Origin of the sequence: Streptococcus sp. HMSC065E03 (assembly GCF_001815045.1) — a bacterium.
GTDB classification, from domain to species: domain Bacteria; phylum Bacillota; class Bacilli; order Lactobacillales; family Streptococcaceae; genus Streptococcus; species Streptococcus parasanguinis_AD.
Genome location: NZ_KV818852.1, coordinates 337,380 through 362,891 on the forward strand (window position 1 = coordinate 337,380; position 25,512 = coordinate 362,891).

Sequence of the window (25,512 nt, forward strand, 5' to 3'; positions counted from 1 at the left end):
TCATGGAACTTCTTCGAAGTTCGCTGACGTCCGTTCTCACCTAAGGAAAGTTTCTAAGAGGACCTTGTCTACATTCTAATTTCTGAGCTTTTCTTATTACATGATCCCGTTCTTTCCTGTCGGTAGGCTAATCCCTGCTTCCATCAAGGCATCATGGTAGAGTTTATAGTAGGTATGATAGACAGTCGTCTGGGTTCCATTTTGCGCAGTCATCGCGATGCGGAAGGAATAACGACCATTTTTTTCGATCTGTGGGCCTAAAATCGTAGGACCTATCAACACCTCTGGGTGTTTATCTTGTTCAGACTGATTAACCTGAGCAATCACCTGATAGATCTTGTCGAGATCGGTATTTGCATCTAGCGGAATATCGATCAGCACGCGCATATCGCCACGTGAGAGATTGCTGACGACGGTGATGTTGCGATTCGGGACAAAATGGAGAGTTCCATCAAAGTCCCGCACCTGGGTCGTCCGAATCCCGACACTGCTGACGATTCCGGCAATATTGATAGATCCATTCGTGAGACGAACATTGTCTCCCACGTCCAGCTGGCGTTCTAAAAGGATAAAGAAACCATTGACCAAATCGGAAAGAAAACCTTGGGCTCCCATCCCAATCGCAACCCCAGCAATCCCAGCACCAGCCAAAAGACTAGAGACTGGAAGACCCAGAATCGACAAAATCCAGTAGATCAAGATGAAATACAAACAATAGTTTAAGAGGCTCTCAACCAAACGGAGAATCGTATTTTTACGGGCTTCATCCTGCACCGTATACTTAAAGGAAGGGGTTAATATCCGCTTGACCAGGCTATGGATGACCTTTTTAGCGATAAAAAATAAGAGAAAGATAAAAATCAGAGAGATACATTTTGATATCAGATCATCAAAAATCTTCGTCCAGTCTATTTTACTGAAATAACGTTGGAAAGCTTGACTCATTTATTCGGGCCTTTCTATCAAAGAATAGTATGATTATATCAAATATTCGGAAATAAGGCTATTTTTTGAAAATTTCATTGCTTTTCCCCCCTCACTATCGTATAATATTCCTTAATTATTTTTTAAGGAGGTCCTACATGATTCATCGATTGATTACCACTTGGAATAAAACCAACCTTATGAAAAGGATCGCAATCGGGATTGTACTTGGAGTCATCCTAGCCCTTATCTTCCCGAAAGCAACTGGCATTGGACTCTTAGGAGAGTTCTTTGTTGGGGGGCTCCGTGCGATCGCGCCCCTTCTGGTCTTTGCGCTCGTCGCAAATGCCCTCTCCCAACACCAAAAAGGGACAGAGACCAATATGAAAAAGGTCATCGTTCTCTATCTCCTAGGAACCTTTGCTGCTGCCTTCGTTGCTGTTTTGGTCAATTACATTTTCCCGATCACTATTACCCTGACTGGAAAGGCCGCTGAAGGATCCTCTCCAAACGGGATTGGCGAAGTGATCAGTAACCTCTTGCTCAAGATCGTCGACAACCCGGTCAACGCCTTGCAGCAAGCTAACTACATTGGAATCCTTTCTTGGGCAACTGTCTTTGGGATCGCCATGAGAGAAGCGAGCGAACATAGTAAAGACCTCCTACAAACCCTAGCAGACATCACTTCAAAAATTGTTGAGTGGATTATCAACCTAGCTCCATTTGGGATCTTAGGCTTGGTCTTCACGACCATCGCTGGCCAAGGACTAAGCGCCCTTAGCAACTACGGGATTCTCTTACTTGTTTTGGTTGGTACCATGGCATTTGTAGCCCTGGTCATCAATCCATTGATCGTCTTTTTCATGATCCGCAAGAACCCTTATCCCCTTGTTTTTAAATGCCTCCGTGTCAGTGGGGTAACAGCCTTCTTCACTCGAAGTTCTGCAGCCAATATCCCTGTCAATATGCGTCTCTGTGAAGAGTTGGGGCTGAATCCAGACACCTATTCTGTCTCCATTCCACTTGGTTCAACTGTAAACATGGCAGGCGCAGCTGTGACGATCAATATTTTAACGCTAGCTGCTGCCAATACCTTGCACATTCAGGTTGACTTTGGAACGGCGCTCATCCTGAGTGTCGTAGCGGCTATCTCTGCTTGTGGAGCATCTGGAGTTGCGGGAGGATCTCTCCTTCTCATCCCTGTTGCTTGTAGCCTCTTTGGTATCACCAATGATTTGGCCATGCAAGTCGTCAGCGTCGGCTTTATCATCGGGGTCATCCAAGACTCTTGCGAAACAGCCCTCAACTCTTCGACAGATGTGCTCTTCACCGCCATCGCCGAAATGAGTAGCTGGCCAAAAGAAAAACGCTATTAAATGATCCTATCTCACATAGACAAAAAAACCCAGATCTAGCGATCTGGGTTTTCTTATTTCTTAAAGTATTGTTTGCTTTCTTTGATGATGACAGGGGAGAGAGCTAAAAGGGCAATCAGGTTAGGCAAAGCCATTAGCCCATTCACAATATCCGCGATCACCCAGACCAGATCCAGCTTAAGGAAGCCTCCTAGTCCAACCATAAAAACAAAGAATGTCCGATAGAGGTTGATATGTTTAACACCAAATAGGAATTCAAAACACCGCTCTCCGTAATAAGACCATCCAAGAATAGTCGTGGTCGCAAAAAGCACCAAGCATAGCGTTAAAATAATACCTCCGACTGGGCCAAAGACACCTGTAAACGTATCCTGAGTCAGGGTGCTAGTGCTGCCCCTAGCCATCCACTCACCTGAAACCAGGAGCGAAAGTCCTGTCAAACTACAGATGATAATGGTATCAATAAAGGTTCCTGTCATGGAGATCAAGCCCTGCTCGACGGGCTCATTGGTCTTCGCTGCGGCGGCTGCAATTGGGGCAGATCCAAGACCCGATTCATTGGAGAAAACCCCACGCGCCACCCCTTTTTGGATAGCCATTTTGACCGTTGCTCCTGCGAAACCTCCCATGGCTGCAGTCCCTGTGAAAGCACCTGAAAATACCGATTTCAAGGCTGGAAGCAATTGGTCCAGATGCAAGACAATGATCGTGACAGTCGCAAAGATATAGGCAGCAGCCATAAAAGGAACCACTTTTTCAGAGACTTTGGAAATCCAGTGAATCCCACCAAAGATGATGGTTGAAACCACTAGCGCAATCACTACACTAGCTACTTCTGGAGCCGTTCCAAAACTAGCTTGAAGGGATCCCGTAATGGAATTAACCTGGGTCATGGTTCCGATCCCAAAGAGGGCCACCAAAACACCTGCAACCGCAAAGAAAATAGCCAGTGGTCGCCACTTCTCTCCCATTCCGTGAAGGATGTAGTACATCGGACCACCCGAGATATGACCGTTGTCATCCTTGGTCCGATAACGAATGGCTAAGAGCCCTTCAGCATACTTGGTCGCCATTCCAAAGAAGGCTGCCATCCACATCCAAAAGAGGGCACCTGGGCCACCTGTCTGAATCGCTGTAGCCACCCCTACAATATTCCCCGTCCCTACAGTAGCCGCTAGAGCTGTCGCAAGGGCTCCGAAGCTTGAGATATCCCCGTGTCCCTCATCTTCTGTAAAGATCAAGCGAAAAGCTTTTGGAAGATAGCGTATCTGAAGCAAACCCAAGCGAAGGGTCAGGTAGATCCCTGTTCCTACCAAGAGCACCAATAAGGGGGCGCCCCACACTAGATTATCGAGTTGTTGAAAAAACTGCAATACATGATCCATTTTCTGTCTCCTTTTTCATCGACCGCTCGACAGAAAAGAGAAAAAGAAAGAGCACATGTCAAACATGTACTCTGGTCCTGCTTAAAATAGGGGTCTTCCCCTATTTTTCGCTCTGTCCTTTTACCTGAGAGTTTGAGTAGATGCATCCTCTACCTTGCCCCTTCGGTGCCATTTCTGGTCTCTCCAGAGTTCCGTCCATTCACAGTCACTCACGCTCCTGCAAACTTCATTCGGTCGTATGTAATTTTCTCTATTTTAATCGATTTTCAAAAGTTTGTCAATCGTTTCTGAAAACATCTTGTAAACTACCTGAAAATACACGGTTTTTAATCACTCAAGGAGAAGTGATTGGTCATGAGGTTGCTAGCATCGAGCAAAATCTTGTCCAAGAGTTGATCTGTCGCTTCCTGGATTTGATCACTCATAGCTTGGTTTTCCGCTTCAAAATCAACGGTTTCACCTGTGGCAAGTGCACGATCGACTTTATTGATGCGCGCATGTCCCCAGGCCATTGTCGTTTCTTGGTAATCATCCAAATCACCAACATGGTGAGCATAGTGAGGATCTGCTAGTCCCGCAATAATCCGGTTGGCCCAGTAGAAGGAATCCGTTGTTACCTTAGCCGTCGTATTGGCAAAGTAGTCTGGCGTTGTATCCACTTGGGTAAAGAAAGGAACAGCTGTATTGTATGGCATGGAGCCATAAGAAATCCATTGGATGCCTGTCGTTTCTTGTGGTTTATTGGGACGCAATTGTAAAATCGCTGTCTGGCTGGTCCGGTTAATCCCGATCGTCCGGAAGGTCCGCTGACTCACGTGATCTCCTTCAGGGCCATAAGGATCGTAGATAGTGTCTTGGTAGTGGTTGCTCAATACATATTTGACATCTTCAATCGTCACCTTGCGATAGGGTTTTTGACACCAAGGAATCTCAAAACTCCGTGGATCCTGCTCGATTTCAGGATTGAGGAAACGCTGGATGGCCCAAGCCCGCGGTGTATTGTAGTGACGATCCTTGTCTTTTTGGCTACCAAAGGCATAGCGTGGATTAAAACCTTTCCCTTCTTGATCCAGAATCAAATGGTGCTCTGTGACAAAATGTTCAAGGTCTGGGTCACAAAGAAACTCATCTGGATTACCAAATTCAAAATAATCACTTCCTAGTTGATTCGGGTTGGTCACATAGGCATCGTCAGGGACACGGCGCGCCATCCAGTGGTGACCTCCGATGGTTTCCAACCACCAGATTTCATTCACATCTGAAATGGCAATCCCGTTGGATTCATATGTTCCGTACTCTTCCAAAATCTTTCCGAGACGCAAGACCCCTTCGCGGGCTGTCTTGACATAAGGCAAGACCAAAGTCAGCATGTCTTCCTCACCGATGCCACTCTCTACAAGAGGATCTGCCCCTAGCACACGGCTATTGGTCGTAATGGTCTCTGTCTCACTCATGGCTACATTATAGACATTGATCCCAGCTTCTCCCCAGATCCCGTCTTTAGGAATGGCATCTGGAACCGCTGTATAGCGAACTGGATTATCTGGCAAGTCGATTTCAAAAGTTGATAAAACAGACTTGTAATGACGTGGTTGATCTTCTGGTTTGACCACGATCAATTTCTTGGGCGTAAAAACGCCATTTTGAGAATCCTCTGTTCGTGCTACAATGGTTGAACCATCATAGCTAGCATTTTTTCCGACTAGAATCGTTGTACACGAATCTGCACTTTCACGTTTACGCATGCGTATCCTCCCAAATCATTCATTGCCTCTATTATAGCACTTTTAAAAAGGAGGACCTACTGAAAATCAGATTTAAAAGCGAATCCTTTTCAACAACTTTCAAATATTTTCATTTTATAAAATTTTAAAAAACCTAGCTGATAAACAGCTAGGTTTCGATTATCCTTTAAACGTGACAATGGTCGCGCCACTTCCACCTGCATTTTGGGGGGCGTATTCAAAACTTTTGACGTGTTTGTTGCGGCGGAGGTACTTGGTCACCCCTTCACGGATAACACCCGTCCCGATCCCGTGGATGATATCGACTTGGGCCATGTTGTTGAGCAGGGCCTGATCGATAAAGCCATCTAGCTCTTGCATAGCCTCTTCATAGCGTTTTCCACGGAGGTCCAGACGCGCTCTCGGTCCGCTCGTGTTCGAACGTTTGACGACATTCACCTGACGTTTCTTAGGTTGAGCCGCTTCTTTTTCAGCCTTGATGAGGTTGAATTCTTTTTCTTCCAAGGTCATCTTGATCAAGCCAACTTGTGCCTCCCAGCGACCATCTTTGAGTTGCTTGACTAGGGTTCCGCGTTGGCCATAGCTGATAACCAAGATTTCGTCTCCCACCTTAGGAGCACGCGCCTTTTTGGCTTTTTTCAAGACCTTGTTTTTAGAAAGATCGACGGTCTCAGGCGCTAGTTTTTTCAATTGAGCCTTGGCCTCAATGATTTCATGTGGTTTCAACTGGGATTTGGCGTGAAGGCCTTGAAGGATACGGTCACTCTCTGAGAGGGCCATGTCCACAATTTCCTTGGCCTCTTCTCTTGCCTTATTAAGTTCTGTTTCTCTCTCTCGGGTCAGTTCGTTATAGAGTTTTCGAAGAGCGCGATTGAATTTGAGATTTTCTTGCTCGACCTCTTGAATGGTATCCAAGCGCTTGCGACTTTCTAAGGTCTGCGCCTCCAATTTTTCAATAATTTGATTGACATCATTATCCGTATTGGTCATCTTCATGGCATCCTGGATAATAGTCTCAGACAAGCCCAAACGGCGGGCAATTTCAAAGGCATTGGAGCGGCCAGGAACTCCTTGCATGAAGCGATAGGTCGGACGCAGACTCGCTGTATCAAATTCCATGCTGGCATTTTGCACTCCTGCAGTCTCAATCCCGTAGGCCTTGAGCTCTGGATAGTGGGTTGTCGCCATGGTCTTAATCCCGCGTAAGCGCAGGTCTTCTAGAATGGCAATAGCAAGGCCAGCCCCCTCTTGAGGATCGGTTCCAGCCCCCAACTCATCCAGAAGGATCAAGGAGGCGGTATCCACTTGATTCAAGATAGATACGATATTGGTCATATGGCTGGAGAAGGTCGACAAGCTCTGCTCGATCGATTGTTCATCTCCAATATCTGCAAAGACTTGTGAGAAGATGCCCACACGACTACCTGGATCCGCTAGGATGGGAAGACCAGACTGGGCCATAATTTGCGCTAGTCCCAGCGTTTTTAGCATGATGGTTTTCCCCCCTGTATTGGGACCGGTAATCACGATTTCTGTCAGGTCCTCGGTAAAATGCAGGTCATTCGCGACAGCATTTTCAATCAAGGGATGACGTAGTTGCAAGAGCTGAATAGAGCGATTGCTGCTAACCTCTGGTACCACTGCCTTACAATCGCGCATAAAGCGATACTTGGCCTTGATCAAGTCCAAGTGACCGATAATCCAAGCGTTATTTGCAATCTCTGCTGCATGAGGGCGGAGAGTGTCAGACAATTCCTCCAGAATCTGAATGATTTCATACCGTTCATCTGCTCGATGGTTGGCAATTTCTTCATTAAGATTGACGACTGCTCGAGGCTCGATATAAACAGTATTCCCACTGGCTGAGATATCGTGGACCACCCCTGCAATGCGGTTGCGATAGGTGTTTTTTACTGGTAGAACATTGCGGCCATTCCGACTAGCAATCACAGCATCCGCCAACATATCGGCCTTGCTTTTCAGCAGATCTTGTAGAATCTCTCTGACCTGGTGTTCATTTTCCTGGATTCGACGACGAATTTTGGCCAATTTTTCGCTAGCAAAAGACTCGACAAAGCCTCCTTCGTTGATAGCTTGAAGCCCACCTTGTAGGCGAGGAAGATCCACCAAGTTGTCAAAGAGGCGATTGAGCCTTTCCAGACGGACATTTTCCAAGTTGTCGTAGAAATCCTTGAGCTCATGTGTCACCCGAAGGACAGCTTTTAGCGCTAGTAATTCATCGATATTGAGGGATGCCTCCATCTCCAAACGCTTGGCCACTGGACGGACATCTTGAATGGTCGATACGGCAAAGCGAGGCTCTTCCAAGAGGATCTGCTCCATATCTTCTAGCTCCATAAAGGCCGTTTCGATGCTTTCTTTTTTATCAGTTGGAGTAAGGGCTGCTAGCTCCATCTCCCCTTGTTCTGTCTGTAGATAGGGTTCAAAGAGTTGCTTGACCTTGTCAAACTCCAGAATATCTAAGATTTTTTTATTCATGTTTCTCCTACAAAAAAAGTGAGCGTCCTTCCTTGAATCGGACTTGTCTCACTCCTTTCTTCATTTTTGCTCCTTAAGCTCCGATAATCGCAGTCACCCACAAGTTGTGGAACAGACTGGAACTGATCGGGGTATGAAGGATGATAAAGCGGATCAATCCACTTGCATTTAGTCTATTTTGGATGGAAGCCATGGGAACTGTTGAGAGAATAGTCAAGCCCATCTGGATCACCAAGAGGGTTATCACGACGGCGATCACACCTGCTCCAATTTGATACTTGCGATCCTCCAATTTTTCTGGCTGGGGAACCAAGTGCATAAAGATTCCAATCACGCGGCCGATCAAATAAACCAGCACAAAAATCAACACATAAGCTAACCCTGCATAAAAGATGTCATCTAATTGAAACAGGTAGCGGTTGGCATAAAAATAATTCACCGATTGCTGGGTGGGACTCGAAAAAGGAACCCATAGAGACAAAAGCTTAGCCAGTCCCTTGTAGCTACCACCTGCAATCAAGAGGGCCACCAAGGTCACTAGAAAATAATAGGACTGGAGGATGATGCCTCTTGCATAGCCAATATAAAAGCTCCATGCCAAAATCAATAAGATTAAGAAAGTTAACATGTATCTCCTCTTATTTAGATGATTTATCCTTTAAGTCGTCTAAAGCTTTGCGACGAAAATCATCTAATTCTGTTTCTTTGTCGTCAAACTCAATCTCGCGATTCAGTTGCATAGACAAACTATTTACTGCCAATAAGATAGCGATGGTTTCATCATCGGCCTCTGGCATTTGTTCCTTAATTGCTTGGTATTTTTCTTTCGCAACACGTTCGACTTCTTCCATAAACAAATTATCATGGTTGGTTGTTAAAGTGAGCGCTTTGTTTCCAAATGTAAATTTATATCTATTTAAGCTCGCCATAAAAATCACCTCACGGTATTATACCAAAAAAGGCTAGCTTTGTCAGTAGCAAAGCCCCTCTTCCCAGGGATTTTCCAGTGGATTCTTTCTTTCTTTTTGCTCCCTCTCTCCCTGAATTTGTGGTACAATAGTGGTTATGGAAAGTATGACACTCACTCCAACACAGGAGCAAATCCTTGATTTTGTCCATACCTATCGCAATTCTCTCACTCAAAGTAAGAACCCTCATATGGATTATTTCTTTCGACTAGAGGGAGCGACCGTTTCGATCTACAAGTCTGGAAAGGTCCTGCTCCAGGGCAATGACCTCACTCCTTACCTGACCTTTTTCAGGCAAGATAATGGGAACCCTAAGTCTTCTGCCACTTCATCTGCACGACAAGATCTAGCCATGATCGGAACCGATGAGGTCGGAAACGGCTCTTATTTTGGTGGACTCACCGTTGTCGCATCCTTTGTCACACCTGACCAGCACGACTGGCTCAAAAAGCTTGGTGTTGGTGATTCGAAGACCTTGGATGATCGAAAAATTCAGCAATTGGCTCCTCTCCTTGAGGAAAATATCCAGCACCAAGCACTCTTATTGTCTCCAAAGAAGTACAATGAAGTGATCGCTTCTGGTTACAATGCTGTTTCGGTCAAAGTAGCCCTGCACAATCAGGCCATCTACCTTCTGTTAAATAAAGGAGTCCAAGCAGAGCGAATTGTGATTGATGCCTTTACAACTGCTAAAAACTACCAAAAATACGTAAAAGCTGAAAAAAATCAGGTCACGCAAGCCATTGAGTTGGAAGAAAAAGCCGAAAGCAAGTATCTAGCTGTGGCAGTTAGCTCCATCATCGCCCGCAATCTCTTCCTTCAAAATCTGGAAGATCTGGGCAAGGAACTGGGTTTTAATCTCCCTAGTGGAGCAGGATCTAAATCAGACCAAGTGGCCGCTAAATTGCTTCAGACTTACGGGATGAAAGCTCTGGATTATTGTGCCAAACTCCATTTTAAAAACACAGAAAAAGCAAAGAAATTACTAGAAAGATAAGTCATGTCAAAAAGAAGTTCAAAACAGTCATCGAGCTCACCTGTGGTGAGATTCCTTAAAGAATGGGGCCTCTTCAGTATCATTGTTGGTCTCATCATCGCCTCTCGCATTTACCTCTGGGCTCCGGTCAAGGTAGATGGCCATTCGATGGATCCGACCCTGGCCGATAGCGAGTACCTCCTTGTGGTCAACCACCTCTCGATTGATCGTTTCGACATTGTCGTTGCCAGTGAAAAAGATGACGATGGCAAAACCAAGGACATCGTCAAGCGGGTCATCGGTCTTCCTGGAGATACCATCCAATATGATAACGATACCCTCTACATCAATGGGAAAAAGACCAATGAGCCTTATTTGAAAAACTATATCGCTCGTTTCAAAAAAGATAAATTGCAATCGACCTACACTGGAAAAGGCTTTGAAGAAAACGGAGAACTCTTCCGCCAATTGGCCAATACAGCTCAAGCCTTTACAGTGGACAAGGATGGCAATCCTAAATTTACTTTGAAGTTGCTTGACGATGAATATCTCTTACTTGGAGATGACCGGATCGTTTCAAAAGATAGCCGTCAGGTCGGAGCTTTCAAGAAAGAACAAATCAAAGGGCAAGCCGTCTTTAGACTCTGGCCGATCTACCCTTTCAAAACTTATTAGTATAGATCAACAGACTGAGGCTGAGACAAGTATGTCCCAGCCTCGCTTTATAAAAGGAAAGAAATGATGGAATATTATTTTTCTGGTACTATTGAGCGCATTATTTTTGAAAATCCTAGCAGTTTTTTTCGAATCCTCTTGCTCGACATCAGCGATACCGATGCCGAAGATTTTGATGATTTTGAGATTATTGTGACAGGAACCATGGCAGATATCATGGAAGGCGAAGACTACACCTTCTGGGGGGAGCTGGTCCATCATCCTAAATACGGAGAGCAGCTCAAAATCAGTCGCTATGAACGTGCCAAACCCTCTAGCAAGGGCTTGGTGAAATATTTTTCCAGCGATCACTTTAAAGGAATTGGTCTCAAAACAGCCCAAAAAATCGTGGACCTCTATGGGGACAATACCATTGACAAAATTTTGGAGGCCCCTGAAAAATTAGAAGAAATCACAGGCCTCTCCAAGAAAAACCGCCTGGCTTTTGTAGAAAAACTCCGTCAGAATTACGGAACAGAGCGCATTCTCGCCCAACTAGCCAACTATGGCATTCCCAATAAATTAGCCTTTCAGATCCAAGATTTTTATAAAGAAGAAACCCTCCAGATCGTGGAGCAACAGCCCTACCGATTGGTGGAAGATATCCAAGGCATGGGCTTTAAAATCGCGGACCAACTAGCCGAAGAATTGGGTATTGCAAGTGACGCCCCTGAGCGTTTCCGCGCGGGTCTGATCCACAGCCTTTTTAGCTACTCTATCGAGACTGGAAATACCTATATCGAAGCCAAGGACCTCCTGCGCTATACCATTGACCTCCTAGAATCCGCTCGTCCAGTAGAATTGGATCCTTCCACTGTCGTCCAGGAATTAGGACGCCTCATCGAGGAAGATAAGGTCCAAAACGTGGACACCAAGATCTTTGACAACAGCCTCTTCTTTGCGGAGGAAGGGATTCGTAGTCATATCGGTCGATTGTTGGAAAAAGGAAAGTCGACTTCATTTGACCCTGAGAAAATCAACCAGGCGATTGAGGCGGTTGAAAAAGATTTGGGGATTCGCTACGATGCGATTCAAAAAGAGGCCATTCACCAAGCTATCCAAAACAAGGTCTTTATCCTCACAGGGGGACCGGGGACAGGAAAGACTACAGTTATCAATGGGATGATCAGCGTCTATGCCCAACTCCACCAACTGGATCTTCGGAAGAAACAAGACCTGCCGATCCTCTTGGCTGCCCCAACAGGACGGGCAGCTAGACGCATGAATGAGCTGACAGGACTTCCGAGCGCCACCATCCACCGCCATTTGGGGATGACAGGAGATGATGACACCAGCCACTTAGAGGACTATCTGGATGCAGACTTCATCATTGTGGACGAATTTTCCATGGTTGATACCTGGCTGGCTAATCAATTACTCAGCAACATCGCAACCGATACCAAACTCTTGATTGTGGGAGATGCCGACCAATTACCTTCCGTCAGCCCTGGTCAGGTCTTGGCTGATCTCTTGCAGATCCCAAGCATCCCTCAGACCAAACTCGAACATATTTTCCGTCAGAGTGAGGACTCGACCATTGTCTCACTAGCAGGAGACATTCGCCAAGGCAAGCTTCCTCAAGATTTCACAGAACGAAAAGCTGACCGCTCTTATTTCGAAGCCGGAAGCGAACACATCCCTAAGATGATCGAACAAATCACTTCTGCTGCCCTTCGTAGTCAGATCCCTGCTCGAGATATCCAAGTCTTGGCACCCATGTACAAGGGCCAGGCCGGCATTGACAATATCAATACGCTCATGCAAGACCTTCTCAATCCAGCTGTCAAAGATCAGGTCGTTTTTGACACGCCAGACTGCCAATACCGTGACGGAGATAAGGTCATCCATCTGGTCAATGATGCAGAAAGCAATGTCTTTAACGGAGATATCGGCTACATCACCGATCTTCTCCCAGGAAAATATACAGAATCCAAGCAAGATGAATTGACCATCCAATTTGATGGCAATGAAATCGTCTACCCGCGCAATGAATGGTACAAGATTCGCTTAGCCTATGCGATGAGTATTCACAAATCGCAAGGAAGCGAGTTTCCTGTAGTGATTCTACCCATTACCAATCAAAGCCACCGGATGTTGCAGCGTAATTTGATCTATACTGCCATCACGCGCTCTAAGAGCAAACTGATCCTCTTAGGGGAATACAGCGCCTTTGATTACGCCACTAAAAATACCGGTACTGCGCGCAAGACCTATTTGGTGGAGCGCTTCAAGGACCTGGACGGAGGCGAGGCGACCAAAGACTCTTCTTCAGCCATTGCCACCTCTTCTGATACAGTCGAGTCTACACGAAGCAAGGAAGGGACTGTTGTAAAGAAGGCTGAGCCTGATGAATCGACTGTCTATCGACTGACAGAAGACAATCTCCACACCATCTCTCCTATGATCGGACTGACTGAAGAAGAGATTGCAGCCTTTTTTGACATCAAAAAATACGACTAGTGAACAAACTAGTCGTTTTCTTTTTCTTCCACCAAAGGCAACTCGGTATGATCGACGAAATTGGTCATGGTGACACCCAAAAGCCGGATTCCAGTATTTGTCGATTCAATTTCTTGAAAAATTTGGCGAGCGGAACGATTGATCCGCTCAGCCTCTCGTGTTGGCTCCGTCAATGTCATTCGCTTGGTCAGGGTGGTAAAGTCTCCATAGCGCACCTTTAAAACCAAGGTCTTTCCTTGCTTGCCGTTTTTTTCCAGCGATTGGGCTACTTTACTGGACAGATTGGCAATTTCTTCTAAAATATCATCTTCAGCATAAAGGAGCTTGCGGTAGGTCCGCTCTTTTCCAATCGACTTGCGGATACGATGGCTCTTGACAGGGCTATTGTGAATCCCTCGCGCCTTGCGGAAGAGATCATAGCCAAAGCGGCCAAAACGGTCAATCAAGGTCATCTCCGGGATGGCTAAAAGATCCGCTCCAGTATAGACCCCCATCTTATGCAGTCGCTCCACTGTCTTCTTTCCTACCCCATGAAATTTGGCAATGTCCATCTGGCTCAGGAAATCTTCTGCGTCCTCCGGTAAGACCACCGTTAGGCCACGGGGTTTTTGGTAGTCACTCGCCATCTTGGCCAAAAATTTATTATAAGAAACACCCGCTGAAGCTGTGAGATGCAGCTCTTCCCAGATCGCATGCTGAATCAAGCGAGCAATTTTGACAGCTGATTTGCTCTGGATTTTATTTTCCGTCACATCTAGATAGGATTCATCAATACTCATGGGCTCGATCAGATCTGTATAGCGCTTGAAAATCTCACGAACCTGCTCGCCCACTTCTCGGTATTTCTCATAATTTCCAGAGATAAAGATCGCGTGGGGACAAAGGTCTAGCGCTTCTTTGGAACTCATAGCCGAATGAATGCCATATTTCCGTGCTTCATAGTTACAGGTCGAGACCACACCTCTCCCTCCTGATTGACGAGGGTCCTGGCCAATCACGACAGGCTTCCCCTTTAAACTAGGGTTATCTCTTTCTTCGACGGCAGCAAAAAATGCATCCATATCAATATGAATAATCTTGCGACTCGTATCATTCACCAATGGAAATATCAGCATTTTTCACCCTCCTTTATTTCTATTATAGGAAGAAAATTTCAGAATTGCAAAAATCGACTCTCCAGAAAACATGAAAATTGATGAAAAACTGTGCTTGTTTTCAAAAATATAGTACAGTATCGCAGAGGATTTGAAACTGTATTACAAAAGAATCTGTTGTTTTTCGCAATTCGCCTTTGTGTAACCGATTTCTGTATGGTATACTACTATTGTAAGTGCAACAGATATAGTTGCTAGAAAGACAATAGAGGAAAATAAAAATGGTTGTTAAAACAGTCGTTGAAGCACAAGATATTTTTGACAAAGCCTGGGAAGGCTTCAAAGGTGAAGATTGGAAAGAAAAAGCAAGCGTTTCTCGCTTCGTTCAAGCTAACTACACACCATATGATGGTGATGAAAGCTTCCTAGCTGGTCCAACTGAACGTTCTCTTCACATCAAAAAAATTGTTGAAGAAACGAAAGCTCATTATGAAGAAACTCGTTTCCCATACGATAACCGTCCAACATCTATCGCTGATATCGCAGCTGGATATATCGATAAAGAAAACGAAGTGATCTTCGGTATCCAAAATGATGAATTATTCAAATTGAACTTTATGCCTCGTGGTGGTATCCGTATGGCGGAAACTACTTTGAAAGAAAATGGATACGAACCAGATCCTGCAGTTCATGAAATCTTCACAAAATACGTTACAACTGTAAACGACGGTATCTTCCGCGCTTACACTTCTAACATCCGTCGTGCTCGTCACGCTCACACTGTAACTGGTCTTCCAGATGCTTACTCTCGTGGACGTATCATCGGGGTTTATGCTCGTTTGGCTCTTTACGGTGCTGACTACTTGATGGCTGAAAAAGCAAACGACTGGAACTCTATTACTGAAATCGATGAAGAATCAATCCGTCTTCGTGAAGAAGTAAACCTTCAATACCAAGCACTTCAAGAAGTTGTTAAATTGGGTGACCTTTATGGTGTAGACGTACGTCGTCCTGCCTTCGATACAAAAGAAGCGATCCAATGGACAAATATCGCCTTCATGGCTGTCTGCCGTGTGATCAACGGTGCTGCTACTTCTCTTGGACGTGTGCCAATCGTTTTGGATATCTACGCTGAACGTGACTTGGCTCGTGGTACTTACACTGAATCAGAAATCCAAGAATTCGTTGACGATTTCGTTATGAAATTGCGTACTGTTAAATTTGCTCGTACAAAAGCTTACGACCAATTGTACTCAGGTGACCCAACCTTCATCACAACTTCTATGGCTGGTATGGGTAACGACGGACGTCACCGTGTTACTAAGATGGACTACCGTTTCTTGAACACTTTGGACAACATCGGTAACTCTCCAGAACCAAACTTGACAGTCCTTTGGACTGATAAATTGCCATATAGCTTCCGTCGCTACTGTATGCACATGAGCCACAAACACTCTTCTATCCAATACGAAGGTGTGACAACAATGGCTAAAGACGGATACGGTGAAATGAGCTGTATCTCATGTTGTGTATCTCCACTTGACCCAGAAAACGAAGAACAACGCCACAACATCCAATACTTCGGTGCTCGTGTTAACGTGCTTAAAGCTCTTCTTACTGGTTTGAACGGTGGTTACGACGATGTTCATAAAGACTACAAAGTATTTGATATCGATCCTATCCGTGACGAAGTTCTTGAATTCGAATCTGTTAAAGCAAACTTCGAAAAATCTCTTGACTGGTTGACTGACACTTATGTAGATGCTTTGAACATCATCCACTACATGACTGATAAGTACAACTACGAAGCAGTTCAAATGGCCTTCTTGCCAACTCACCAACGCGCTAACATGGGATTCGGTATCTGTGGATTCGCTAACACTGTTGATACATTGTCAGCTATCAAGTACGCTACTGTTAAACCAATCCGTGATGAAAATGGCTACATCTACGATTACGAAACAATCGGTGAATACCCACGTTGGGGTGAAGATGACCCACGTTCAAACGAATTGGCAGAATGGTTGATCGAAGCTTACACTACTCGTCTTCGCAGCCACAAACTTTACAAGAACGCTGAAGCAACTGTTTCACTTCTTACCATCACTTCTAACGTTGCATACTCTAAACAAACTGGTAACTCTCCAGTCCACAAAGGGGTATACCTCAACGAAGATGGTTCTGTAAACTTGTCTAAATTGGAATTCTTCTCACCAGGTGCTAACCCATCTAACAAAGCGAAAGGTGGATGGTTGCAAAACTTGAACTCACTTGCTAGCCTTGACTTTGGTTATGCAGCTGATGGTATCTCACTCACTACTCAAGTTTCACCACGTGCTCTTGGTAAGACTCGTGACGAACAAGTTGATAACTTGGTAACGATCCTTGATGGTTACTTCGAAAACGGTGGACAACACGTTAACTTGAACGTTATGGACTTGAACGATGTTTACGAAAAGATCATGTCAGGTGAAGACGTTATCGTTCGTATCTCTGGATACTGTGTAAACACGAAATACCTCACTCCAGAACAAAAAACTGAATTGACACAACGTGTCTTCCACGAAGTTCTTTCAATGGATGATGCATTGAGCTAAGATTCAAATAGATGAAAAAACCAGCCGTTTCCGACTGGTTTTTTCATCCTCATCGCAAGATTATTCTGAATTTTGAAAGAGTTTAAGAGCCCGCTATATAGAGTTTGACAGCGCTTCCTCCGAGTGTTATAGTAGAGCTGTAAATAAGATAGAAGGGGTGATCCTATGTTTTTAACATTTATTTTCGCTATTATTTGGCTCTTTATTCTGATTGCACTGATCTTTTTAGCAACCCTTCTCGTCCAGGATACGACCGTGCAGCACCACCACCCGAGTTAACGAATCTTAGGGCTAGACAATAGCTATTCTAAATGAATTCATAAGGACAAGAAACAAACTAGAATTGTTAGATTTTAGTTCTGTCTCTCGTCCTTTTTTGCTATAATAGAAACAGATTATTTAGTAAGAAGGAAATTATGGAAGAGTCAAAACAGATCAACCAAGTGATCGACGTCCTGATGTTAGCTGGAACCCTCCTTATAGAGAGCGGTTCTGAGATTCACCGGGTCGAAGATACCATGATCCGGATCGCCCATTCACAGGGAATCGTCGATTGCAATGTTTTAGCGATGCCAGTCGCTATTTTCTTTTCAATTGAGAACGCCAATGTCACGCGCATGAAACGGATCTTGCGGACCAATTACAATATCGAAAAGGTCTGTGATGTCAACCAGATCTCTCGTCAACTAGTCTCTGGAGAGATGGATCTCGAGCACGCTTACCAGGCCCTGAGCGAGTTGAAAAAAAAGCGTGTTCCTTATACCAATCTCCAGTTGACCATTGCGGCAACCCTCAGTGCGCCTTTCTTCTCCATCATGTTTGGAGGAAATTTCTACGATGCCATTGGAGCGGGCATTGCAACTGTCTTTGCCTTTGCTTTTTCACTTGTCGTTGATAAATACGTGCGCATTCCTTTTGCCACTGCTTTTGCGGCCGCCTTTGTCTTTGGTTTTTTAGCCCATATCTGGACGCGCTATAGTGGTTTTCCATCCAATACCGATCTCATTATCGCAGGCTGTGTCATGCCCTTCGTTCCTGGGATCGCTATGACCAATGCTGTCCGCGATCTCATGAATTACCACCTCAACTCTGGGATGAGCAAACTCTTTGAGACTCTCCTCATTACTCTTGCCCTTGGTGCCGGTACAACCGTTGCCCTCGTCCTTATGAAATAAAATCATGAACTTAACTGAATTTTTAATCCAAGCGGTGGCCAGTTTGATTGCCATCATCACCTTTTTAATCGTCCTAAATGTGCAGCGCTCCATGCTGATTCCTGGAGGAATCTTAGGGATGGGCATCTGGCTACTATACTATATTCTAAAAGGCCCTACCAATGTTATCGTAGCAACCTTTATCGCCGCTATCGTGGGATCCTGCATTAGTCAGATTTTAAGTATCATTCTCAAGACGCCTGTCGTGGTCTTTATGTTGTCCATTCTCGCGCCCTTGGTTCCTGGATATATTTCCTATCGAACTACTTCCTTTTTTGTCAGTGGCCAATATCGTCAGGCAGTGACCAGCGTGACCCTGGTGGTTATTCTGGCCTTGGTGATCTCCATCGGGATGGCTAGTGGATCTGTCGTTTTGAAACTCTACCATTCTTATCAACGCTATCAAAAAAGAAAAATGACCAATGCTAACTAGCATTTGTCATGTTGGTAACAAAGTCTTCTTAAAACTTTCCTTAGGTGAGCACGGACGTCAGCGAACTTCGTAGAAGTTCCATGACTTAGTTTTGGACCTAAGGTTCCAAAACTCCCGAGTGCTAGAAACAATAGTGTTTCTAGCACTTTTCTCACGGCGGAAAGTTTTTGTATTTTCTTGATTCATTTTAACAATTGGAACTCATTTTTATTTTTTGAAGAAAACTAAAAGTTTATGTACAATTGACTAAACTAAAGCTAAACCATTGATACAACTGAATTAGAAGCATAAAGTACATTCTTTAAAAAGTGTACTTTATTTTTGTTTTGTAAATTATTCTGAAACTACTTTCACATATTAAAAATTGAATCTAAATTGCTGTAGGCCTATAATAAAGATAGGAATAATAAGAATTCTTCCTAGAAAGGAGTATACTGTATCATATGTGACAGTATTATAAATGAATCATGAAAAAAATAATTACTATAGTACAGTGCATTTTGTTCCTCGTGTCTCCTTACATAGCTAGAGAACTATGCTTGATGAGTAAAAATCTGGTGGATAATATGTTCCTCACATTCTTTATCATGCTAACAATTTCTTTTTGGCTTGGTATTTGGAAGTTGGGAGATCTTGTGGGAAATCCAAAATAGAAAGTAAAAAGTTGTGCTAGAGATGAGATTTTTATTTATTTTAATTATTAATACACCTTATTTCTTTTATTTAAAATGGAAGGATAAGCCTAAACAAAAAAATAAGTCCTTTTGTTATCTTTATAAGTTTTACATGATTTACTTGTGGTTTATCTTCATAATTTCCATAATGGCTATCGGTATTTTATCCCTTGGAATAGTAGCTGGTATGGGAAGAAAACTTCCGTTTGGTTTCTTTGTTTTATCTTTTTTATTTGTAGTTCTATTTAGTTTCTATATTTTTAGTATTCTAAAAGAGATAAAGGAATTAAAGCAAATAAAAGGTAAGTAAATAGATAGACGTAATCTAATTTGAATTGTCTTTATCTGGACTATACATCAAAATAAACAAGAATAGGGAAAAGTCTTTAGGATCAAAAAACGCATAATATTAGGTTTTGAAGAACCTTGATACTATGCGTTTTATTGTGGGGAGATTTACTTTATTTTCTCCTGAAATTGAGTTTTTACCTAGTATCGTTTTACTTCCGATTAGAGATAACAAATTTATCAATGAATAGTAAGTGATATAATGCAAGTACAAATCCCCAGAAACTACCACGAAGAGAAAATTCTTGATGATTAAGAGGAAGCAAATCACGGTTTCCTATATAGATGCATGTCAAAATCACAAATAGAATCCAAAATAAATCAGTCCATTTATATTTTGAAAAAAGACAAGGTGTTTTATCCTTGTCTTTTTCGTTTTACGTTTTAGTACTGCTTTTGTTTCAATGTCAATAAATGTGTTCTTTTTGGAGTATTCTATAGATTCGAGGTAACATTATCACGGTATAGATCAGGAGAGAAACACCTCCAAATATGAATATAAGACCTCCGTTTATGTCCTTTTGAAATAGATAAGTAAATACAATGGTACCTATCGGCATGATAGACGTATTTAGTGTGAACAAAGTACTCATTACTCTTCCTAAATAATTTGTTTCAATGCTACTTTGAAGATAGGTCATGACGACAATATTTAGAATAACAAGAGTGAATGCGATAATTCCCATAAATAAACCGCCAACGGAAGAAATAATCACTTGGGTGTTAGTAGTTGCAAATGTAATACCCAAACCAACGATTGCGATGGTTAGAAGAAAAAGTGGAATGCGAATTCTATTAGTGAGAAGTGTATTATTTTCTTTTTTGTCTGGCAATAGTGACATAGACACACTGGCTAATAACATTCCAACTGCAGACATTGTTTCTAGGATACCTACTGTTGCATTATCTAATAAGAGTTGCTCTTTGACTACAAATGGCACTCCAATGCTAATGGAAGTATAGAAAAAATTCAGTACAACACTAACAAGAATAATATATTTGACAATCTGATTTTCTTTTAAGAATTGGATAATTTCTTTGACCCCGTGTTGATGCTTTTCATTCTGTTTAATCTTAGCTTCTTGCTCTTCGTGTTCATAGAAGAATTTCATGGTAAGTAAGACACCTAAAGAAAGGATATTTGCAATGATTTCTATAAGAATAAAGCCTGAGAAGCCTAACCAATTATAAAGAATGACTCCAATAGCTGGGGAAAGCATGGTTGCGATAGCAATGGCGGTTTGTGTAACAGAGCTTAATCGTTGAATTTTTGTATCATTTACTAACTCGTGGATAGAGGCTGAATAACAAGTATCATTGATGTTAACTGTGACAGAGTGAAGTATGACAAACGGAATTACTAAATATAAGATAGTAGATGAATTCGTTAAAAAATAAAATGCATAAAACAGAAGAAAGATAATAATTCTAAAAATAAAATTATAAATTAAGATCTTTTTATGACGGTATCGGTCTACTAAATTACCGATTGGAACCAAGAAAATCAAACTAACTAAAGGATAGATGATCATATTGATTCCAAAACTCATTGCCGATTTTGTTTGGTCCAGTAACATTAATCCTAAAGCAAAATTAAAAGCTTTTCCACTTAAAGAACTAATAAAACTACTAATAAAGTCTTTGATGATTTGTCTATTAGACATTTGATCACTTATTAAATTCTTAATATTAGCCCCCTCCATTCGTTTCAACATTACTTCGGTTATCTAATCCTATTCAATCAACCTGTGTTGTAAGGTAATTGGGATAGTAGATAGACCATAATTTTTATTAATTAAGATTTTACCAATTATACTAATAAAAGTATAATAAAAAATGTAAAAAATATTGTCTTTATGTTTACTAATTATATTTCTCTCTTGCTTTGACATTATCTAAATTGATAACTTCTTACGTACCTCTTCTAAAATAGGATATATTTTACAATCGTTAAAGGATTTCAAAATGAAACAGATTGTTTTATTTTGCTTTTTGTAGGTTTTAACTTCATTCTAGATGTTGATACTATTTATCATAACGCTTGACGTCGCTTTCAAACGGGAGTACAATAATATTGAGGACAAGATGGTTAATCTCTTTTATTTAGGAGGTGTCAGATATGCAAATCTATTTTGTTTATTCTATTTTCTATCTATTATCACGCGTAGTAGCACTTGTAGTTCTAGCTTATCTTATTAAGTTACTCATTGCTCGTTTAAAAAGAAACTAAGTAACATTTTGCCCAAATAGTAGTTATTTGGGCTTTTTGCTATACTTTAGCCTAGTGGATTAAATTTATAAAGATAGGATTTAGCATATTCTTATTGAGTGATTTTATTTTATGAAGGTTGTTTATAGGTAAAGGGGAAAATAGATGGTTTCTAAAATTGATGTGGCTTGGGACTTGTTTCTGGAGGGAAAAACATCAGAAGCTAAAAAGTTGGTTGAACAAGATTTTTCCATTGATACCTGTACAGATTTTAGCCTTTTAAATCTGATGGGGTATTTATTATTGGCAGAAAAAGACTATGCCTCGTGTACCCGTATCTTTGAGAAATACATTTTATTAGCTCAACAAAATGAAGACAAAGAACATGAACACATTGGATTACATCAATTAGATATGATCTACAGAGATCAGGGTGATTTTCATAAGGCTTTAAAGCTCATTGAAGATGAAGAGAAGATAATTGAAGAGCATTTTCCCAATGATAATCTAAAGAAAGCTGTGAATAACTACGAACAAGGCTATTTGAGATTGAAATTAAACAATCTTGATGAAGCTCTTACATTCATGAATCTGTCACTGGAACAATCTTTAGAGACTGATGATGTGATTTCTCAGGCTTGTAGCTATAGAGGGTTAGGGGAAATTTATTTAGCCTTGGAAGATAAAGGATTAGCCAACACACATTTCAAACGAGCTATAGAACTTTTCGAAAGTGTTGGAGAGTTTGAAGGGATAAAGGAAATTGAGGAATTGATTAATCGATGATTTTGCATTTAGATTTTGTCATTAGTTTGCTTAAATAAAGTACATAATTGACATGATTAGCTCAAAAAATTTTTTTGTTACTAAAGTAATCGCTTCACTTATCTTAAAATAGTTTTTCTCCATTCAAACTAATGCAAAATAATATTCGTTTTTCAATTTCTCAAAGTGTTATCGCTTGCATTTTTACTTAAAAGGGATACAATGATAGTGAAAAAACAAATCCTTTAAAGTATGCGAGGTGCTGTATGATGATAAGCAAGTATATCAAGTATCTTCCTTGGATGATCCTAGGAACCCTCTCCTCCTATCTATTAGCAACTGATTATGCCCGTAATTCATTTGACTTGTTCTATCTGACCTTGAACTTTACGATTGTGTACATCGCTTTAATCGTCTTCTACGAAAAAGTTCTAAGAGACAAATGCAAAGAACTCTTCATACGAATCATGAGCAATCCTAAAAAAGATAAGCAAGGATAAGAGTTGAAAAGCCATCTGAGGATGGCTTTTTCTTATAGATTCTCTATTTTTCTTTGAAACATTGCAAAATCGGTCCCGAGAATGATTTCCTTGCTGATCTAGCTTTTTCAAGGGAGTTTAACCCTTAAATATGGTAAAATAGTAACGAAATATACTAGTAGATATCAAATAAAAAAGAGGTTAAGAATGACAATTGGGATTGATAAGATTGGTTTTGCGACGAGCCCTTATGTCTTGCGTTTAGAAGATTTGGCTACTGCTCGTGATACTGATCCCGAAAAACTGAGCAAGGGTCTTCTCTTAAAAGAACAAAGTGTTGCACCGATCACAGAAGACATCGTCACATTGGCTGCTACTGCAGCAGATGATATTTTAACAGACGAAGATAAAGAAGCAATCGACATGGTGATTCTTGCGACAGAATCTGGAATTGACCAGAGTAAGGCTGCTGCTGTGTTTGTCCATGGCTTACTAGACATCCAGCCTTTCGCCCGCTCTTTTGAGATGAAAGAAGCCTGCTATGCTGCAACTGCTGCCTTGGATTATGCTAAACTCCATGTTGAAAAATTCCCACAGAGTAAGGTTTTGGTCATTGCCAGTGACATTGCTAAATACGGAATTGGAACTCCTGGAGAACCAACACAGGGGGCCGGAGCGGTTGCCATGCTAATCAGCCAAAATCCTCGTATTCTATCTTTTAACGATGATAATGTTGCCCAAACACGCGATGTCATGGATTTTTGGCGTCCAAATTACGCGACAACTCCCTTCGTGAATGGAATTTATTCAACACAACAATATCTAGATTCTCTGAAAACAACCTGGGCGGAATACCAGAAACGGACTGGCCTTACCTTGACAGACTTTGCGGCCGTCTGCTTCCATTTACCTTATCCAAAATTAGCTCTCAAGGGCTTGAAAAAAATCTTGGATAAGTCAGTACCAGAAGAGAAAAAAGATCAATTACAATACAACTTTGATCAATCGATTCTATACAGCCAACGCGTAGGAAATATCTACACTGGATCTCTTTTCCTAGGCTTGCTGTCACTACTGGAAAATGACCCCCAACTCAAAGCTGGTGACCGAATCGCCCTCTTTAGCTATGGAAGTGGAGCGGTTTCTGAGATCTTTAGCGCCAATCTCGTTCCTGGTTTTGAGCAACTCTTAGATCACAAACGCATGGAAAGACTGGACCAACGTACGGTTCTTAGTGTTTCTGACTACGAACGACTATTTTATGAGGAAGTAGATCTAGATCCTAGTGGCAATCAAGTGTTTGAGCCTGCTACGCTTCAAACTTATGCTTTGACAGAGATCAAGGAACACCAACGCACTTACCAGAAAGTAGAAAAATAATGGCACGATTACCAGGTTTTGCAAAACTTTCGCCCACTGAACGCATAGAGGCCTTACTGAAGGAAGGCCTCTTAACTTGGGATGAAGCACAGATCTTAAAAGAACAAAAGGGACTCCCCCTCTCTATTGCAGATCAACTGACGGAAAATGTCTTGTCGACCTTTGATCTGCCTTTTAGCCTCGCTCCTTATTTTCTGATCAATGGTCGTGACTATGTCCTTCCTATGGTCACAGAAGAGCCTTCCGTAGTTGCTGCAGCCAGCTTTGCAGCCAAACTCATCCAACGTTCGGGCGGTTTCACCACCCAAGTGCACCAACGCCAAATGATCGGTGAGATTGCTCTGACAGATGTTAAGGATGTGGAAATGGCTAGCAAGCGCATCCTAGAAGACAAGGAAACTCTTCTTCAGCTAGCTAATGAAGCCTATCCTTCTATCGTCAAGCGTGGAGGCGGAGCAAGGGATCTTTGGGTCGAAAACAAGGGGGACTTTCTCATTGTCTACTTGGCTGTCGATCCTAAAGAGGCCATGGGGGCCAATATGCTCAACACCATGCTGGAAGCGCTGACCGATCGCATCCAAGAACTCTCTAGTGGTCAGGCCTTAATGGCGATTTTATCCAACTTGGCCACGCGCTCTTTGGTGAGTGCACGGTGCACTATCGATTTTAAAGCACTGAGTCGAAATCCTGAGGAAGCCATTGAGATTGCTCACCGGATGGAGCTAGCTAGCCAACTGGCTCAAGTGGATCCTTACCGTGCAGCCACTCATAACAAGGGAATTTTTAACGGGATTGATGCCCTGGTCCTTGCGACAGGTAATGACTGGCGGGCCATCGAAGCAGGAGCCCATGCCTATGCTGCACAAAGTGGTTCTTACAAGGGTTTGAGTCACTGGACAAGTCAGCCGGAAGAGAAAAAACTCTATGGAGAGATCACCCTACCAATGCCGGTTGCGACAAAAGGAGGCTCGATTGGCCTCAACCCAACGGTTCAAGTCAGCCACCGTTTGCTAGGAGAGCCTTCTGCTATTGAATTAGCAGGTATCATTGCTTCGCTCGGTTTAGCGCAGAATTTCGCGGCCCTCAAAGCCCTAGTCACCACAGGAATTCAAGCAGGACATATGAAACTCCAAGCACGCTCCCTAGCCCTTCTAGCAGGAGCAAAGGAAGAGGAAGTTCCCCGATTGGTTAACCAACTCCTTGAAAACAAACCCTTTAACTTAGAAAAGGCACAAACACTCTTACAAGAATTGAGAAAATAAAGAACTAAGA

19 protein-coding genes and 1 riboswitch are annotated in these 25,512 nt (G+C 42.5%); of the genes, 11 read left to right on the plus strand and 8 right to left on the minus strand.

Annotation, left to right across the window (positions count from 1 at the left end; translation table 11 throughout):
• Positions 1 to 96: 96 nt before the first annotated feature.
• Complete coding sequence (locus HMPREF3002_RS06180) at positions 97 to 945, minus strand: mechanosensitive ion channel family protein (protein WP_070665621.1); 849 nt, start codon at positions 943 to 945, stop codon at positions 97 to 99.
• 137 nt (positions 946 to 1,082) lie between these two features.
• On the opposite strand from HMPREF3002_RS06180, the gene sstT reads away from it, so the two are divergent.
• Entirely contained in the window at positions 1,083 to 2,300 is a 1,218-nt protein-coding gene (gene sstT / locus HMPREF3002_RS06185) for a serine/threonine transporter SstT (protein ID WP_023919132.1), read from the plus strand.
• Positions 2,301 to 2,353: 53 nt separating this feature from the next.
• Here sstT and HMPREF3002_RS06190 read toward each other — a convergent pair whose 3' ends face one another.
• The 5 genes from HMPREF3002_RS06190 to HMPREF3002_RS06210 form a co-directional block, all read right to left on the minus strand.
• Positions 2,354 to 3,685, minus strand: a complete 1,332-nt coding sequence (locus tag HMPREF3002_RS06190; RefSeq protein WP_070665624.1) for an alanine/glycine:cation symporter family protein — start codon at positions 3,683 to 3,685, stop codon at positions 2,354 to 2,356.
• A 102-nt stretch (positions 3,686 to 3,787) separates the two neighbouring features.
• Positions 3,788 to 3,882, minus strand: a riboswitch (glycine riboswitch).
• Between the two features lie 129 nt (positions 3,883 to 4,011).
• Positions 4,012 to 5,430 (minus strand): C69 family dipeptidase, encoded by a 1,419-nt coding sequence (locus tag HMPREF3002_RS06195; protein ID WP_045759867.1) that lies wholly within the window; start codon positions 5,428 to 5,430, stop codon positions 4,012 to 4,014.
• A 159-nt stretch (positions 5,431 to 5,589) separates the two neighbouring features.
• The gene (locus tag HMPREF3002_RS06200; protein WP_049497164.1) at positions 5,590 to 7,929 is read right to left on the minus strand and encodes an endonuclease MutS2; all 2,340 of its coding nucleotides are present in this window, start codon (positions 7,927 to 7,929) and stop codon (positions 5,590 to 5,592) included.
• 73 nt (positions 7,930 to 8,002) lie between these two features.
• Positions 8,003 to 8,557 carry a CvpA family protein gene (locus HMPREF3002_RS06205; protein WP_049474356.1) on the minus strand — a complete coding sequence of 185 codons (555 nt, stop codon included), beginning with the start codon at positions 8,555 to 8,557 and terminating at the stop codon, positions 8,003 to 8,005.
• A gap of 10 nt (positions 8,558 to 8,567) precedes the next feature.
• The gene (locus HMPREF3002_RS06210; protein ID WP_049471900.1) at positions 8,568 to 8,858 is read right to left on the minus strand and encodes a hypothetical protein; all 291 of its coding nucleotides are present in this window, start codon (positions 8,856 to 8,858) and stop codon (positions 8,568 to 8,570) included.
• 136 nt (positions 8,859 to 8,994) lie between these two features.
• On the opposite strand from HMPREF3002_RS06210, the gene rnhC reads away from it, so the two are divergent.
• The 3 genes from rnhC (at position 8,995) to HMPREF3002_RS06225 (ending at position 13,047) form a co-directional block, all read left to right on the plus strand.
• Positions 8,995 to 9,894, plus strand: coding sequence for a ribonuclease HIII (gene rnhC / locus HMPREF3002_RS06215; protein ID WP_070665627.1), 900 nt, complete (start codon positions 8,995 to 8,997; stop codon positions 9,892 to 9,894).
• A gap of 3 nt (positions 9,895 to 9,897) precedes the next feature.
• Positions 9,898 to 10,548: a signal peptidase I gene (gene lepB, locus HMPREF3002_RS06220; RefSeq protein WP_049474354.1), complete on the plus strand. Its 651-nt coding sequence runs from the start codon at positions 9,898 to 9,900 to the stop codon at positions 10,546 to 10,548.
• A 66-nt stretch (positions 10,549 to 10,614) separates the two neighbouring features.
• A complete protein-coding gene (locus HMPREF3002_RS06225; RefSeq protein ID WP_049490623.1) occupies positions 10,615 to 13,047 on the plus strand; it encodes an SF1B family DNA helicase RecD2 in 2,433 nt (810 codons plus the stop codon).
• Positions 13,048 to 13,055: 8 nt separating this feature from the next.
• On the opposite strand, the gene dinB is transcribed toward HMPREF3002_RS06225, so the two are convergent.
• The gene (gene dinB / locus HMPREF3002_RS06230) at positions 13,056 to 14,162 is read right to left on the minus strand and encodes a DNA polymerase IV (RefSeq protein WP_070665630.1); all 1,107 of its coding nucleotides are present in this window, start codon (positions 14,160 to 14,162) and stop codon (positions 13,056 to 13,058) included.
• Between the two features lie 260 nt (positions 14,163 to 14,422).
• Between dinB and pflB the strand changes: the two genes are divergently transcribed.
• The 3 genes from pflB to HMPREF3002_RS06245 all read left to right on the plus strand — a co-directional run bounded on the left by pflB (position 14,423) and on the right by HMPREF3002_RS06245 (position 18,385).
• Positions 14,423 to 16,738 carry a formate C-acetyltransferase gene (gene pflB, locus HMPREF3002_RS06235; protein WP_045759873.1) on the plus strand — a complete coding sequence of 772 codons (2,316 nt, stop codon included), beginning with the start codon at positions 14,423 to 14,425 and terminating at the stop codon, positions 16,736 to 16,738.
• A 416-nt stretch (positions 16,739 to 17,154) separates the two neighbouring features.
• Positions 17,155 to 17,913 carry a threonine/serine exporter family protein gene (locus HMPREF3002_RS06240; RefSeq protein ID WP_045759874.1) on the plus strand — a complete coding sequence of 253 codons (759 nt, stop codon included), beginning with the start codon at positions 17,155 to 17,157 and terminating at the stop codon, positions 17,911 to 17,913.
• A gap of 4 nt (positions 17,914 to 17,917) precedes the next feature.
• Positions 17,918 to 18,385: a threonine/serine exporter family protein gene (locus HMPREF3002_RS06245; protein WP_031575574.1), complete on the plus strand. Its 468-nt coding sequence runs from the start codon at positions 17,918 to 17,920 to the stop codon at positions 18,383 to 18,385.
• A 1,429-nt stretch (positions 18,386 to 19,814) separates the two neighbouring features.
• Here HMPREF3002_RS06245 and HMPREF3002_RS06260 read toward each other — a convergent pair.
• Complete coding sequence (locus HMPREF3002_RS06260; protein ID WP_256263420.1) at positions 19,815 to 21,071, minus strand: MFS transporter; 1,257 nt, start codon at positions 21,069 to 21,071, stop codon at positions 19,815 to 19,817.
• Between the two features lie 710 nt (positions 21,072 to 21,781).
• Between HMPREF3002_RS06260 and HMPREF3002_RS06265 the strand changes: the two genes are divergently transcribed.
• The 4 genes from HMPREF3002_RS06265 (at position 21,782) to HMPREF3002_RS06280 (ending at position 25,502) form a co-directional block, all read left to right on the plus strand.
• Positions 21,782 to 22,402, plus strand: coding sequence for a tetratricopeptide repeat protein (locus tag HMPREF3002_RS06265; protein ID WP_070665639.1), 621 nt, complete (start codon positions 21,782 to 21,784; stop codon positions 22,400 to 22,402).
• A gap of 248 nt (positions 22,403 to 22,650) precedes the next feature.
• A complete protein-coding gene (locus tag HMPREF3002_RS06270) occupies positions 22,651 to 22,881 on the plus strand; it encodes a hypothetical protein (protein WP_045759877.1) in 231 nt (76 codons plus the stop codon).
• Between the two features lie 186 nt (positions 22,882 to 23,067).
• Positions 23,068 to 24,240 (plus strand): hydroxymethylglutaryl-CoA synthase, encoded by a 1,173-nt coding sequence (locus tag HMPREF3002_RS06275; protein ID WP_049490611.1) that lies wholly within the window; start codon positions 23,068 to 23,070, stop codon positions 24,238 to 24,240.
• Positions 24,240 to 25,502, plus strand: coding sequence for a hydroxymethylglutaryl-CoA reductase, degradative (locus HMPREF3002_RS06280; RefSeq protein ID WP_049490609.1), 1,263 nt, complete (start codon positions 24,240 to 24,242; stop codon positions 25,500 to 25,502). The genes HMPREF3002_RS06275 and HMPREF3002_RS06280 overlap by 1 nt, the downstream gene beginning before the upstream one ends.
• Positions 25,503 to 25,512 lie beyond the last annotated feature (10 nt).

Excerpts from the sequence above, each read along its gene's own strand:
- HMPREF3002_RS06225 (WP_049490623.1), top strand. The coding sequence starts at position 10,615 with ATGGAATATTATTTTTCTGGTACTATTGAGCGCATTATTTTTGAAAAT.
- rnhC (WP_070665627.1), top strand. The coding sequence starts at position 8,995 with ATGGAAAGTATGACACTCACTCCAACACAGGAGCAAATCCTTGATTTT.
- sstT (WP_023919132.1), top strand. The coding sequence starts at position 1,083 with ATGATTCATCGATTGATTACCACTTGGAATAAAACCAACCTTATGAAA.
- HMPREF3002_RS06200 (WP_049497164.1), bottom strand. The coding sequence starts at position 7,929 with ATGAATAAAAAAATCTTAGATATTCTGGAGTTTGACAAGGTCAAGCAA.
- HMPREF3002_RS06275 (WP_049490611.1), top strand. The coding sequence starts at position 23,068 with ATGACAATTGGGATTGATAAGATTGGTTTTGCGACGAGCCCTTATGTC.
- HMPREF3002_RS06205 (WP_049474356.1), bottom strand. The coding sequence starts at position 8,557 with ATGTTAACTTTCTTAATCTTATTGATTTTGGCATGGAGCTTTTATATT.
- HMPREF3002_RS06265 (WP_070665639.1), top strand. The coding sequence starts at position 21,782 with ATGGTTTCTAAAATTGATGTGGCTTGGGACTTGTTTCTGGAGGGAAAA.
- HMPREF3002_RS06260 (WP_256263420.1), bottom strand. The coding sequence starts at position 21,071 with ATGTCTAATAGACAAATCATCAAAGACTTTATTAGTAGTTTTATTAGT.
- lepB (WP_049474354.1), top strand. The coding sequence starts at position 9,898 with ATGTCAAAAAGAAGTTCAAAACAGTCATCGAGCTCACCTGTGGTGAGA.
- pflB (WP_045759873.1), top strand. The coding sequence starts at position 14,423 with ATGGTTGTTAAAACAGTCGTTGAAGCACAAGATATTTTTGACAAAGCC.
- HMPREF3002_RS06195 (WP_045759867.1), bottom strand. The coding sequence starts at position 5,430 with ATGCGTAAACGTGAAAGTGCAGATTCGTGTACAACGATTCTAGTCGGA.
- HMPREF3002_RS06180 (WP_070665621.1), bottom strand. The coding sequence starts at position 945 with ATGAGTCAAGCTTTCCAACGTTATTTCAGTAAAATAGACTGGACGAAG.
- HMPREF3002_RS06240 (WP_045759874.1), top strand. The coding sequence starts at position 17,155 with ATGGAAGAGTCAAAACAGATCAACCAAGTGATCGACGTCCTGATGTTA.
- dinB (WP_070665630.1), bottom strand. The coding sequence starts at position 14,162 with ATGCTGATATTTCCATTGGTGAATGATACGAGTCGCAAGATTATTCAT.
- HMPREF3002_RS06280 (WP_049490609.1), top strand. The coding sequence starts at position 24,240 with ATGGCACGATTACCAGGTTTTGCAAAACTTTCGCCCACTGAACGCATA.
- HMPREF3002_RS06210 (WP_049471900.1), bottom strand. The coding sequence starts at position 8,858 with ATGGCGAGCTTAAATAGATATAAATTTACATTTGGAAACAAAGCGCTC.
- HMPREF3002_RS06245 (WP_031575574.1), top strand. The coding sequence starts at position 17,918 with ATGAACTTAACTGAATTTTTAATCCAAGCGGTGGCCAGTTTGATTGCC.
- HMPREF3002_RS06190 (WP_070665624.1), bottom strand. The coding sequence starts at position 3,685 with ATGGATCATGTATTGCAGTTTTTTCAACAACTCGATAATCTAGTGTGG.
- HMPREF3002_RS06270 (WP_045759877.1), top strand. The coding sequence starts at position 22,651 with ATGATAAGCAAGTATATCAAGTATCTTCCTTGGATGATCCTAGGAACC.